Here is a 12,704-nt window from a genome sequence, read left to right as displayed (position 1 = left end):
TACAATTTGTCACCATCAGCGGCTCAGGGCCCGGCGAACGAAACGAAACCGTCTCCGGCGTAATACAACCGGGGATGTCAGCAATTGCGAAACCACGAAAAGGCGAAACATACATCTACGACATCGTCCTTCGTTCCAGTGGAGGGCTGACCCAAGCGCGAGTCATGAAAATTTCCTAGGCCGTTTCTTCAATTGATCTTGATTAGTGGATCATGGTCAGGTGATACGTCGCCATGAACTGTCCGATGAAGAGTGGGAGTTCCTTCGTCCGCTGCTGCCCGAGTTTTTGCGTGGGCGGAAGCGGTTGGACGACCGAACCGTGCTCAACGGGATCGTGTGGAAGTTCCGGACGGGCACGGCCTGGCGGGACGTGCCTGAGCGGTACGGCCCCTGGCACACGCTGCACACCCGCTTTCGCCGGTGGGCCCTGAACGGCACCTTCGAGCGGATGCTCCAGGCCGCCCAGGCCCGGGCGGACGCGGCGGGGGAGATCGACTGGCTGGTGTCGGTCGACTCCACCGTCGTACGCGCCCACCAGCATGCCGCCGGAGCCCGAAAAGGGGGCTCCGTGGCCCCGCACTCGGACGCTCCCGGGGCGGTCTGACCAGCAAGATCCACCTGGCCTGCGATGCCTTCGGGCGCCCGCTCGCCTTCGTGCTCACGGGCGGCAACACCAACGACTGCACCCAGTTCACCACCGTGATGGAGGCGATCCGGGTGCCTCGCATGGGCCCGGGCCGTCCCCGGGTACGGCCCGCCCACGTGCTGGGCGACAAGGGCTACAGCTCCCGCGCGATACGGACCTGGCTGCGACGCCGCGGCATCAGCCACACCATCCCCGAGAGAGCCGACCAGATCCGCAACCGGCTCCGGCGCGGCAGCCGAGGCAGGCGCCCGCCGGTCTTCGACAAGCAGCTCTACAAGCAGCGCAACGTCGTTGAACGGTGCTTCAACCGCCTCAAGGTGCGACACGAAGTCGCACACGTTAAGTGGGAAAGCCACGAAGGAAGGAGAGATGTGCTGACCCCGGATTAGTGTCCGTATCCGTTCCCGCGCTCACATGCGTCGCCGGTAACAGCGGGGTGTGAAGCTGAGCGTTCAAGCCCAAGAATTTCCCGGCCGCCGGGAAATAACAGGCGAGGGAAAGACTGGACGGGTGAACCGCGTGAACCCCTGTTGATGTCTCGTAAGGTTGAAGCTGCCTGGTGGTTTGCAGTCGGCAGCTACAGAACCCGATGCTGAGAGGCGTCAGGCGACTTCCGGAGATTTGAGACCGGAAGGAGGACACCGCCGGTTTCGGGATAGAGGGGGCACCCACCCCAGTCGCAACTTACGTGTGTGGAACGTGGAAACCCCGATGGAGTCCGGGCCACAGCCCGGTAAGCCAACCGCAAGGAAGGCCCAACTCTCCAGCGGGAACAGGATGGTCCAAGAAGCGAATGCCGGTAGATCGAAAGATCAGGGGAAAGTTGGAGGCAACCTTCACGCCTCCGGTCATAACCCGCCGGATACGGGTCCCAGTGACCCGACCCGAAAGGGTGCCCACGTGGACCAGGTGAGCCTTTGCAGTATCCCGAGTAAAGCAGCCGGAACCTGGCGGACAAGTTAGACGCGAAGGAGGAACTTACAGTTGGAGTTACCCAATCCTGTTCGGACTTCCATAGCGAACGGACCCCAGGGCGGAAATCTCGACTGGCACAGCATCAACTGGGCCGAAGCCGAGGAGAACGTACGGCGTCTGAGACAGAGGATCTTCAAAGCGACACAGGAAGGGGACCTCAAGAAGGTCCGCAATCTGCAAAAGCTCATGCTGAGAAGCCGCAGCAACACGCTCGTGAGCGTGAAGCGGGTGACACAGCAGAGCAGAGGCCGCAAGACGGCAGGGATCGACAGGGAACGCGCTCTCACTCCCAAGGCGAGAGCACGGATGGCAGTTGAAATTGACGGCCAAACACAACCCTGGCGGGCCAAGCCCGTCAAGCGGGTCTACATCCCAAAGAGCAACGGAAAGCAACGACCACTCGGAATCCCCGTCATGCGTGACAGGGCCATCCAAGCACGTGTGAAGAACGCGTTGGAGCCTGAGTGGGAAGCTCGGTTTGAATCACGCTCTTACGGATTCCGGCCGGGCCGCGGCTGCCACGACGCCATCCAGGCGATCTTCAGCACCGCGAAGGGCAAGGCGGCCAAGCGCCAGTGGGTACTGGACGCCGACCTGGCTGCCGCGTTCGACCGCATCGACCATTACCACCTGCTCGAAGCCGTTGGGCAATTCCCAGCCAGGGAATTAGTCCGGCAGTGGCTGAAGGCTGGTGTGGTCGATGACGGACGCTTCACCCGGACCGAGGAGGGAACCCCTCAAGGCGGCGTGATCAGCCCTTTGTTGCTCAACATCGCTCTGCACGGGATGGAGGAGGCCGCAGGAGTCCGCTTCGCCACCCGCAAAGGAAAGGTCATGTGGGCTGCGAAAGGAACTCCGATCCTGGTGCGATACGCCGATGACTTCGCCGTGTTCTGCACGAGCAAGGAGGAGGCGGAGACCGTCAGGTCACGCCTGGCGGAATGGCTGCAACCCCGAGGACTTCGCTTCAATGAAGAGAAGACGCGAATCCTCCACCTGTCGGACGGGTTCGATTTCCTCGGGTTCAACATCCGCCGCCATGGCGACAGCCTGATCATCACGCCCAGCAGGGACGCGGTCAAGAGAGTCCGGAAGCGACTGAGATCCGAGATGCAAGCCCTCTTAGGGCAGAGCATCACAGTCGTACTACGCCGTCTGTCCCCTATCGTCAGGGGCTGGTCCGCGTATTACCGGACAGTGGTGTCCAGCCGGACGTTCTCGGCGCTGGACAGCTATGTGTGGACGCTCACCTACAAGTGGGCCAAGCGCACCCACCCGAAGAAGTCGAAGCGTTGGATTGTGAACAAGTACTTCGGCAGGCTCAACCGATCCAAGATGAACAACTGGGTATTCGGTGACCGTGCCACGGGCGCACACCTTCCCAAGTTCGCCTGGACCAACATCAGGCGGCATCAGTTGGTCAGGGGTAAGTCGTCACCTGACGATCCCGCACTCCTCGACTACTGGAGCCAACGCCGTCAGACGCGCACACCACCACCGATGGACAAGATCAGCCTTACTCTGGCAGCCCGCCAGAAGGGCGTCTGCCCACTGTGCGGTCAAGCGCTCATCGCCGGCGCGGAATATGAGCCTGACAGCCCACGCGAGTGGATTGACTGGTTCGACGCGGTGAAGAAGCGGTTGCATAAACACCACTTCACCTACCGGCGGCATGGCGGCTCTGATGAGAGCAAGAATCTTCGGCTCGTCCACTCGGAATGCCATCGCCAGCATCACGCAGGCGACAGCGACCGGAAATGAGCAGAACCTGTGAAGCCTTCGGGCTTGCTTGAGCCGTGATGCTTGGAAACAGGCACGTCCGGTTCTGAGGGGGCCGGGTCACGGCGACGTGACCCGGCTACCCGACCAGTGGCGCAGCATCGCGACCCGCTACGACAAGACCGCCGAGGCCTACCAGGCAGCCGTCACCCTCGCCTCACTCCTGATGTGGGCGTGACATTTGAAGACAACTCCTAGGCTTGCGGCATCCCTCAACGTTGCCGCCGCCCTGGGCGCATGGGTGGATGCCGCCGCGATAGGAGCTGGTGGTGTAGACCGATCGGTAGATCGTCTCGTGGCTGATTCGCATGACGGGGTCGTCACCGTGATGCCGACGCAGGTGGCCGACGATCTGCTCGGGCGACCACTCCTCTTCCAGTAGCCTCACCACCGTCTGCCTCAGCGCGGTCTGCGGGCGAGGAGGCACTGCTTCGGGCGTCGAGCGCGATCAAGTGCGCGCTCCTGTGCAGCGATTGCCCGGTAAACGTCGCGTCCGCCGTTGTTGATGACTTCACGGCTGATCGTCGACACCGCGCGTTCCAGGAGGCCGGCGATCGTCCGGTAGGACTCCACCGGCACAGAGCCGGCGCGAGATCTCCTCCCGCTCGTCCTTGGTCAGGTTTCCGGCCCGCGTCTTGCGGAAATCGGGAGCGACCCCTCCGTGGTGCTTGAGGACGGTGAACACCGAGCCCGGCGGCTTGCCGATCTGCCTGAAGATGACGCTGATTGACTCCCCGGCCCTCCACCGTCGCCACAAGTCTGCCTTCATCTCGTCCGACATCCCCGGCCGACCCAGTCTCGCCACGCATACCGCCCTCAACCAGCACTGTTGCTCTGACAGGTTGAATCTAGGGCAGCCTTCTTCGCAAAGGAGTCGACGAAGTAGCCGCGCGCTACGCGTTCATCGATGCGGAGAAGGCCACCGAGAACAACCCCGGTGGTCACGGTGTCACCTTGATGTGCAGGGTGCTCGGGGTGTCCCGTTCGGGCTACTGCGCGCACCTCGCCGCCCGGCCGGCGGCCGAGGAACGCGCCCTTCGGGAGGGCGAGCTGGTTGCCGAGATCCGGCAGATCCACACGGCGTCCCGCCGCGCATACGGTGCCCCCAGGATCACGGCGGCGCTACGCAGGAAGGGGCGGCGGATCAACCGGAAGAGGGTCGAGCGACTGATGCGCGAGCGCGACATCCGCGGGATCACGCGCCGCAAGCGCCGCGGCCTGACCCGGCTGGACAGGAAGGCGGCCCCGTCGCCGGACCTGGTAGGACGCGACTTCACCGCCGCCGAGCCGGGCACCAGGCTGGTCTCGGACATCACCTACCTGCCCACGCTGGCCGGCTGGTGGTATCTCGCCACGGTCATCGACCTGGCCACACGCGAGATGGTCGGATACGCGATGGCCGATCACCACCGCGCCGAGCTGGTCGTCGATGCGCTGAAGATGGCCGCAGGCCGCGGCGGCCTGCAGAAAGGGTGCATCGCGCACTCGGACCGCGGATCGGAGTACGCGTCACACGAATACCGCAGGCTGATAACGGAGTTGGGGTTGCGGCAGAGCATGGGCAGAACGGGCTCGTGTTACGATAACGCGGCCGTCGAAACCTTTTTCGGATTGCTGAAAGCGGAGATCGGGACCACGGTCTGGGAGTCCCGCGAGGCCGCCCATGCCGACATCTTCCTTTTTGTAGAGGTCGACTACAACCGCACCCGCCTGCGCAAGCATCCCGTCTACGGGTACGTCACGCCCGTCGAAACCAGGGTACTGACGGCACAAGACCTCGCCCCCGCAGCGTAACCACCCACTGTCCACGCTCAAGGGGGAAATTCCAAGGCCGGGTAGTTAGCGTTTTCACAGGTCATGCGAGGGAGTTGAGAAAGTCCTGACATGCAGCAACGGAGCTCGTTGGTACAGGCAGTCGTCCAAGACAGCTTGTTCCCGAAGGAGCTCCGTTGCCCGAGCATTGTGTCCTGCCACCACCGCTGGCGACCATCACCCGCACGGTCATAGTGGCCGCGGGTCGGTTCGCGCCGGGCCATCTGGGAGAGCTGACGCCGATCATGCCGTTCGAGCTGGTCGATGCGGTCTTGTCGGAGACGCGGACCGTGCAGCGCCGGCTGCGGGATCTTCCCTCCCGAGTCGGCGTTTACTTCCTGCTGGCGATGTGTCTCTTCCCCGAGGTCGGCTATCGGCTCGTGTGGGCCAAGCTGACGGCCGGCCTGCCGGGGATGCCGGTTGTCCGCCCGAGCACGAAGGCGCTTCGTGACCTGCACCGAAGGCTCGGCAGCACGCCGGTGCGGGCGTTGTTCGAGGTGCTGGCCGGGCCGTTGGCCCGCCCGACCACGTCGGGGGTGCGGTTCGGCCCGTACCGGACGGTGTCGTTCGACGGCTGCAGCTCGATCAAGGTGCCGGACAGCGAACGCAACCCGGGCTGGTTGGGGCGGTGCCCGCACGGCGGGTATCCCCAGGTCTAGCTGATGACACTGGTCGAGACCGGCACTCGGGCCGTCATCGCAGCGGTCTTCGGCCCCACCCGGGAAGGCGAAACCTCCTACGCCAACCGGCTGTTACACCACCTGAGCCCCGAGATGCTGGTGCTGTGGGACCGGGGATTCGACAGCAACGACTTCCTCACCGCCGCGCACGCCACCGGCGCACAGGTCCTGGGCCGCATTCCCAGCGCCGCCGCCCACCAGTCCTTCAAACTCTCGCCGACTCCTCCTACCTCTCGGTCATCGGCGGCGTCCCGGTGCGCATCATCGAAGCCCAGGTGACCATCACCTGCACCGACGGCAGCACCTTCGAGGGCTCCTACCGCCTGGCCACCACGCTCCTGGACGCCCGCCGCTACCCCGCCGACCGCCTCGTGCACCTCTATCACGAGCGCTGGGAACACGAGAGCGCCTACTACGCCCTGCGCCACATCATCCTGCACGGACGCGTCCTGCGCTCGCACGACCCGGCGAGCGTCGAGCAGGATATGTGGGCCCTGCTCACCCTCTACCAGCTCCTACGCCGCACCATGGTCCAGGCGGCAGAGTCCCAGCCGGGCACCGATCCCGACCGTTGCGGTTTCACCATTGCCCTCCAAACAGCCCGTGACCTACTCGTAGGTGCGGAAGGCATCTTCGAGCGGGGCATCGGAGAGATCGGCCGACGGCTCCTGTCGGCGCTGTCGCCCGCACGGCGGGCCCGCGTCAGCACCCGCAAGGTGAAGTCCCCCATCTCCCGCTACGCGGAACGGAAACTGGACGGCCGCCCCGACGCCAGCAAAGCCGTTACTTCAACGGCGATCACGCTTCTGCCGCTGCCGGTGCCGGAGGCCGCACTGCCCACGACCACAGTGCTCCAGTACGCCGGCCCCGGCAGGACCAGCACCCGCATGACACGTGTGCTGGCCATCCTGCAGGCAGAACCCGAACGGCTATGGCGCTCAAGGGAGATCGCCGAACTCCTCGGCGACGTCACTCTCGTTGCCACCTACCGACAACTCGCCCGCTGGACCAGAAGGGAATGATCAAGAGGGTCCGCACGGGGCGCTACGCGGCCATCACACAGGAAACGGCACCTCTTGCGTGACCTGCGAAAACGCTAACTACCCGGCCTTGGGGGAAATTCACCAGCATGTAGAGAGCTCGGTTTGCTTCCCGGTTGCCGCCTCGGTTGAGACGGTTGCGGTTGGTCTTCCTCGAGCTGGCGGGTATCGGGGCAACGCCGGACATGTGGGCGAAGGAGGCTTCCGAACGCAGCCGGTTGGCGTTGTCGCCTGCTGCCACAAGCAGGGCCGCGGCGGTGTCCGACCCCCTTGATCTGCATGAGTTCCGGGGCAGCCCGGTAGGCGAGCCGGTCGATCTGCTGGTTCAACTCGGAGATCTCACAGGCGAGTTGCTGATAGCGGACCGCCAGGCTCTTGAGGGCGAGTTTGGCCGCGGTCTCAAGAGAGTCGACACGGCCGGGACGGAACCTGGCCACAGTGGCCACCAAGTCGGACAGAGACAGGCTGCGCAGGCGATCGCGCAGTTCCTGCGGGGCGGTGACAACGACTGCGTGGAGCTGGTTGGCGGCCTGCGTGCGGGCTTTCATCGCCGAACGGCGCGCCAGACGCAGCGTGCGGATCATCTCCATCGGGCCATCCTGGGACTTGGCCTCGCCTATGACGGTACCCGCCTGGACTGCGCGGGCAGCGGCTTCGGCGTCGATGGCATCGTTCTTGCCACCAGCCCGGCGCCGTGTCTGGCGGGTCGGCCGGATGACCTCCACCACATCCATGCTTTGGCGGCGCAGATAGCGGGTCAGCCCGGCCCCGTAGGCACCCGTGCCCTCCACTCCGAACCGGTGCGGAGTGCCCAGCGCGCGTACCCCATCCAGAAGGCGACGATGTCCGTGCCCTGTGGTGTTGATACTGAGCACGTCCAGCTTTCGGCCGAACTGGTCCAACGCGACAGCAACATGCACGTCCACGTGCGTGTCGATGCCCACCGTGACCAGGACCTCGCCAACCACTGCCACTCCGATCTTGCCCACCCTCGCTCCTTGCACCGTGCCGCCAGGAAGGCGATGCCCGCCGGAGCAGCGCGGGCAAGACTGCGATGGGAAGCCTCAAGGCGCTATCGGGACACGCCCGCTGGTCCCGGCGGCAGCAAGCACCGACCGGGACACAAGCCGACAGGTCCTCAACAAGGCAGCCAGGCTCCAGTTGTCCCACGGGTCAGACCAGGGTCCCGGACGGCGCCCCATGAGTCTCACAGTTGTCCCACACGAGGACGATGGGTGCGCCGAGGTGGTGGTGGGCGGCGACGAGCAGGTCGCGGTAGTCGGTCCAAGTGAGACTGCGTCTGCCGCCGCGCTTGTGATCGGGATGCTGCTTGGGCCGGTAGATCAGCCGTGAGTGTTCACCTCGTTTGTAGCAGGCCAGGGCAGCGACGGAGAAGCGGCGCTGCAACATCCGCGGACTCGGATGATGGGAGCGCGTCCGCGCCGGGCCAAGGTCCGTGTGGTGGGCGGCGTCATCGAAAAGCCGGCTTCGTCTTCGAAGCACAACCAGGCGTCGAGCGCCGCCACGGACCTTCCCACCTGCGGCCAGGTCTCCTTCACCCAGCTGGCCACGGCCGCCTCGTCACGCTCGACCGCCCGGCGGGCCGGTACCTGGTGGCTGTAGCCGTGCCGGTGCAGCATCCATGCGATTGCCGACAGCGTCATGCTCTTGTGGAACCGGCGCCCGATCAGCGTCTTGATCCGCGTCCACGTCTGGTACGGCCAGCCGTGCGCGACCGGCCCCTTGGCGAGCTCCTGCTCAAGGACGGAAAAAAGGGCCTCGCTCAGTCTGGTACGGGAGACGGGCCCAGCAGACCGCAGCCCCTCGGTGCCGGCGACATGCCGGGCCCGGCGCCAGCGCTGTATCGAGCGCACGCTGACCCGTAAATCCTTGGCGACCTCGGCGTTGGAGGCATCGTCAGCGAATCGCTCCGCGGCCTCCAGCCGGATCCGCTCGCGAAACGCCTGCCGTTGAGGCGTCAGCCCACCACCCTGCCAGGGCTGATTCAAAGTCGTGGTGATCATGTGGCGTTGCTGGTCAGGGCAGGCCGATCAGGTTTAGCGGGCGGGTGAAGGGCGTGTAGGAGATCTCGCGCAGGCCGGAGACGATGCCGCGATGCCCGGCGGTGCGCAGGGTGCTGATCGCGAAGCTGCGCAGCGTGGCCATGTTCTCCGGCTCGTGCCCGGTTCGGATCTTCGAGGCGTCCTCGCTGAAGGTGGTGTCTCTGACGTGGTGCACAGCCTCGATACCCCACTGCGAACGGACGAGTTCGCCGATGACCTGCGGCGATGCCGCGCGTGCCGGAAGGTCGGTGATGGTGTAGACGGTCTCGCGGGTGATCTTGCCGGTCTTTCGGTCGGTGCGGTGCCGGTGGATCTTCGCGGCCTGTGCCACGTGCGGGAAGTCCAGGCCGAGGTCGGTGACAGTGAGGGTGCGCACCGAGCGGGTCTCGCGCCGCCCGTGCAGCGTCGGCTGGTTCCGCTTGACCACGAGCACGAAGTGCGCCTTCTTCTCTTCCACCAGCCACCTGGCGTGGTCGCGGAGGGTGTGCAGGGCGTCGGCGGTCACCACGACGCCGGCCAGGTCGAACGGCGCCAGCAGGCGGGTGAAACCAGTGACCTCGGTGGTCTTGTCCGGCACCCGCAGCTGACTGACGGTGCGTCCCCCGGTGAGCACGGCGGACAGCAGCTGGGCGGCCGGGGCGGCATCGGTGCGCGAGCCGCGGGCGCACTTTCCGTCAACGGCCAGGGTCCGGGCGCCGGTGGGGGCGCATCCGAGCAGGTCGGCGAGCCCGCCGGGACACACCAGGGTCAGAATACGGCGGATCGTGGAGCCCGATGGTGCGCGGCGCACGCCTAGCGGGCCTGCGGCACGTACGCCGAGGCGGGCCAGGGTGTCCTGCGGCGCATGGCGGGCCCACTGGCCGATGGCCAGATAGGAGCAGGCCCCGGCCAGTACTGCGCAGCAGGCGGTGAGCAGGACCGCCACCAGCGCGTGGCGCCGTCCGCGCCGATCCCGCGGATCGCGAAGAACCCCCAGCCGCTCGGCGATGCCGTGCGCGGCGCGCTGGGCAGCGTTGGGCGGTTTGGTCAGACAGACAGTGGCAGACTGGCGGCACATCGAAGCTCCGGAAAGGCAGGGCGACTTGGCAAGGTCACCCCGTCAACCGGAGCTTCGTTGCGTTCGTGACGGCCTCCCATCGGATCGTCACACCCCTGCGACCTGCACACTCTCGTAATCACCACGACTTTGAATCAGCCCTGACCACCCTTCGGATATCTCACACACCAGGCCTACCGCAACGATCACACATAGTCAGCGCCCAACGACATCACGCCGCAACGGTCAGTAGTGTCCGTCGCAATGTAAGTGTCGTAGTAGGCATCGAACAGCCCTGCATCCTCGATGATTTGGTCTGCTGCCTGGAGGTGCACCCCCGGTGGGAGATCCTTTGCGGTACGGCACATGGCTGTCGCGACGAGATACGTGCCAGCGCGGTACGCGTCGTAGCCTTGGTTCGGGATGCCCTCCGCCTCATAGAGGTTTAGCGACCTGCCGTCCCCAAGCAGTATCACGCTGCCACCGTGAGGGAGAACGTACTCGGTCCCCGTCTCCGCGATCTTACGAGCGGGGAGATCCTCTGTGTTGAGGGAAAATAGGCTGAAGTCCTTAGTCGCGAAACCTGCGAGAAACACGCCATTGGGAAGCGACGTAAGATCCTCCGGAGTCACTGCCTGCGCTCCCGTGCTGCCGGTGATGAGGAACGGAGCCTCCCGTTCCAAAGCCGCGCGCAGACCACGTGCCGTTTCGAATCCCTCCTCGGCGGCGCGGATTAGCGCCAAGGGGTCAGTGTCCACGACGACGGCCCGAACCCCGCTCGCCCGCAACCCCCTAGCGATACGGGCGCCGAGAGTCCCGAAGCCCAGGCATACCGCTCGTCGGCCAATAAACTTCTGGCCGTGCAACAGCGAGCGCACCCGGCGCAGGCAGGAATCGGCGATCTCGGCGTAAGCGATGTGAGTCTTGAGCTGGGACCGCGCCATGTTGACAACGGGCACCTCAACATTCGTGCGTGAAATGCGTCGCAGACCGCTGACAGTCAACTCGATCGCGCCGTCGATCCGTTCCCAGCCGGTCCCCCCGGTGGCCCGTCCCTGAGCGATCAGGCCGCCATCGTCGATGACGAGAACTCGGCGACCGGCTTGGTGAGCAAGTCTGATGAACGCGTTGACCTCGGCACCCACGAGCAGTGCCTGCTGCTGCATGCTCTCCCCGGCTGTACCGTCGATCACCGAGTTGTCCAGCACCGCGCTACGGTATCCGCGTTCGAGGAAGGTAGCGTGCACACGCTCACGGTGTGCCGTCCGGTCTCCCTTGGAGAGTGCGTAGATCCACTCAGGCGCCAGTCCGGCCCGTTCGCACGCTAGGAGAAAGCCGACGCTGTTCTCGACGTAATGGTCGCGGAAGATCAGCGCCCAGGAATTCCAAGCGGCATCCGGCTGAGCGTAGCGCTTGAGTAGAGGCATGTTCTCCACGATCTGATCGAGATCGTCTTCGGTGTACGCACTGGCTTCACGGTGCAAGAATTTCACCACGTCGTCGAGCACACCCTCGACCGACCTGCCGTCGAGGGGGGTGCCGGTGATCACGACTTCGGACTGCATCGCGTCCTCGGCAGGGAGAGCCAGTGTTCCACTGCCGTCTGCGGGTATGGAGCGGGCTTGCACGGTCAATTGGAACTCCGCGCCGGACAGTTCGGCCTCCAGGAGTTCCCTGGACTGGTACCTGCACGCGTAAGTGCAGCCACAGGCCGCGGCGAATTCTGTGAGTGCTCGCTGAATGCGCTCTGAGCTGCCGGCCACCATGGCCGTCCTGAAGGAGGGAAGCCGCAGTTCCTGCCGCGTTTGTGTCAGCGCCTGTCCGGGGGTCATCAAGTCTCCTAGTGTGTGGGGTGTACGCGATCTGCGTGATCCTTCTCGGGTAGGCGGACGATTATGCGGAGGTTGATCCCCATTTCCTCGCATATTGGCTGCGTATCCAGGTGAAGACACAGGCGACCAGGAACCAGAAACCCGCAACAGTGATTTCACCCAGAATGCCCGGCATCATTGATTTGCCCGCCAGATGGTATTGCAGGGCAGCTACAGCATGCTTGCCAGGCAGTATCAGGTTAAGGGGCTCAAGCCAGGCAACCGCGCTTTGATGGATAATTCCACCTGAAAGGATCATGACCCACAGCATCGCATTGCTCACAAGCTCCTCGGCATTCCGTATCATCATTGCAAACGCGGCGCCTGCAGTAGTGATAGAAATGCCGCTGGCCAAGTAGACCGGTGCGCATTTCAAAAACTCTAGAAGATGGTCTCCCTGTCCTAGAAATGGTCCGGCAGCCAAAGCAGCCAGGGAGCAGCTTAGTGCGAACAGGGGGTATGGCGCCAAACGTGCGGCAAGAATACTCGCACTGGAGGGGATGGCAGTATTCAAAGCATCGTGGGTTGCATGTTCTCGGTCGTCGATCAAAATATCCGCAACGTTGATCATTACTATCGTTTGTGCGAATATGGTGGCGCCCATGAAAGCGAATGCCTGGTTCTCCGGACCTCCGGAAATTACACCGATGGACGTCAGGAATACGCAGAGGACAAATTGCCTCGGAAGTATTGTCGTGAAAAGGAGCTGCCATGGATAGTATGCGCGAAACGACCTTGCCCCGAAGAGGAGAAGAGGTCGCACTGCGTGCAAATTTGTGGTGAATGTGGCGGGAATCAGTGC

Annotated in this window: 7 protein-coding genes and 6 pseudogenes; 6 read left to right on the top strand and 7 right to left on the bottom strand. The window is 64.3% G+C overall.

The window, feature by feature from the left end; translation table 11 throughout:
- Window positions 1–220 precede the first annotated feature (220 nt).
- Together DN051_RS47035 and ltrA are read left to right on the top strand one after the other, a co-directional pair.
- A pseudogene (locus DN051_RS47035) lies at window positions 221–981 on the top strand (IS5 family transposase); the annotation flags it as partial.
- 649 nt (window positions 982–1,630) lie between these two features.
- A complete protein-coding gene (gene ltrA, locus DN051_RS42450) occupies window positions 1,631–3,382 on the top strand; it encodes a group II intron reverse transcriptase/maturase (RefSeq protein ID WP_199314792.1) in 1,752 nt (583 codons plus the stop codon).
- Between the two features lie 283 nt (window positions 3,383–3,665).
- Here ltrA and DN051_RS48045 read toward each other — a convergent pair.
- Window positions 3,666–4,205 (bottom strand): annotated as a pseudogene (locus DN051_RS48045) (transposase); the annotation flags it as partial.
- Between the two features lie 89 nt (window positions 4,206–4,294).
- On the opposite strand from DN051_RS48045, the pseudogene DN051_RS42440 reads away from it, so the two are divergent.
- The 4 genes and pseudogenes from DN051_RS42440 to DN051_RS42425 form a co-directional block, all read left to right on the top strand.
- Window positions 4,295–5,194: pseudogene (locus DN051_RS42440) on the top strand (IS3 family transposase); the annotation flags it as partial.
- A gap of 173 nt (window positions 5,195–5,367) precedes the next feature.
- Window positions 5,368–5,820: pseudogene (locus tag DN051_RS42435) on the top strand (transposase domain-containing protein); the annotation flags it as partial.
- A gap of 54 nt (window positions 5,821–5,874) precedes the next feature.
- Window positions 5,875–6,171, top strand: a complete 297-nt coding sequence (locus tag DN051_RS42430; RefSeq protein WP_063797263.1) for a hypothetical protein — start codon at window positions 5,875–5,877, stop codon at window positions 6,169–6,171.
- Window positions 6,147–6,914, top strand: a complete 768-nt coding sequence (locus DN051_RS42425) for a hypothetical protein (RefSeq protein ID WP_162625188.1) — start codon at window positions 6,147–6,149, stop codon at window positions 6,912–6,914. Before DN051_RS42430 ends, DN051_RS42425 begins: the two co-directional genes overlap by 25 nt.
- A gap of 22 nt (window positions 6,915–6,936) precedes the next feature.
- Here the strand turns inward: DN051_RS42425 and DN051_RS48040 are convergent, their stop codons facing one another.
- The 6 genes and pseudogenes from DN051_RS48040 to DN051_RS45580 all read right to left on the bottom strand — a co-directional run bounded on the left by DN051_RS48040 (window position 6,937) and on the right by DN051_RS45580 (window position 12,506).
- The gene (locus DN051_RS48040; RefSeq protein ID WP_425471817.1) at window positions 6,937–7,173 is read right to left on the bottom strand and encodes a transposase; all 237 of its coding nucleotides are present in this window, start codon (window positions 7,171–7,173) and stop codon (window positions 6,937–6,939) included.
- A 322-nt stretch (window positions 7,174–7,495) separates the two neighbouring features.
- Window positions 7,496–7,852, bottom strand: a pseudogene (locus DN051_RS48035) (IS110 family transposase); the annotation flags it as partial.
- Window positions 7,853–8,132: 280 nt separating this feature from the next.
- A pseudogene (locus tag DN051_RS42410) lies at window positions 8,133–8,956 on the bottom strand (winged helix-turn-helix domain-containing protein); the annotation flags it as partial.
- Between the two features lie 13 nt (window positions 8,957–8,969).
- Window positions 8,970–10,052, bottom strand: a complete 1,083-nt coding sequence (locus DN051_RS42405) for an ISAs1 family transposase (protein WP_246041276.1) — start codon at window positions 10,050–10,052, stop codon at window positions 8,970–8,972.
- 185 nt (window positions 10,053–10,237) lie between these two features.
- Window positions 10,238–11,863, bottom strand: a complete 1,626-nt coding sequence (locus tag DN051_RS42400; protein WP_112443092.1) for a hypothetical protein — start codon at window positions 11,861–11,863, stop codon at window positions 10,238–10,240.
- Window positions 11,864–11,924: 61 nt separating this feature from the next.
- A complete protein-coding gene (locus tag DN051_RS45580) occupies window positions 11,925–12,506 on the bottom strand; it encodes an ABC transporter permease (protein WP_162625187.1) in 582 nt (193 codons plus the stop codon).
- Window positions 12,507–12,704 lie beyond the last annotated feature (198 nt).

This window comes from Streptomyces cadmiisoli, assembly GCF_003261055.1.
In the GTDB taxonomy this organism is placed as follows: Bacteria; Actinomycetota; Actinomycetes; order Streptomycetales; family Streptomycetaceae; genus Streptomyces; species Streptomyces cadmiisoli.
This window is presented reverse-complemented; position numbering and strand designations above follow the sequence as displayed.